This is a genomic window from Ursidibacter arcticus (genome assembly GCF_009761375.1).
GTDB lineage: Bacteria > Pseudomonadota > Gammaproteobacteria > Enterobacterales > Pasteurellaceae > Ursidibacter > Ursidibacter arcticus.
In genome coordinates this window covers 1-361 of the sequence record NZ_LEKM01000094.1, presented here as the reverse complement: position 1 = coordinate 361, position 361 = coordinate 1, and the positions used below count along the sequence as shown (strand labels likewise).

1 protein-coding gene is annotated in these 361 nt (G+C 44.3%); it reads left to right on the top strand.

The window, feature by feature from the left end; genetic code table 11:
* The coding region (locus tag A1D25_RS02000) for a hypothetical protein (protein WP_157394039.1) at positions 1-361 on the top strand (361 nt) is incomplete at both ends.

Below are 361 nucleotides of genomic sequence, written 5' to 3'. Positions count from 1 at the left end.
GAAGAATTGCCAAACAACCCTGAGGACAAACTCAACCCACCAAAAGATCTTAAATTAGACGCGACAGACACCCGCCAAGGTGGAGCAGACGACCGCACAGAGCCAAACCCAGATCACTTTGTCTTAACAGGCAATGTACCAGACGCACCAGCAGGTACTGAAATTGAAGTGACTGTGGATGGCGTAGTTGTTGGTAAAGGCAAAACAGACGATAAAGGCAACTTTGAAGTTGAATTTAATGACAAAGACAAAGTTAATGGAAATGACGAGCCAATCGACATCACCAAAGACAGCACATTAGTGGTGAAGGCAAAAGATCCGAAAAATCCAAATAACAACAGTGAAGCACCAATAGCCGTTG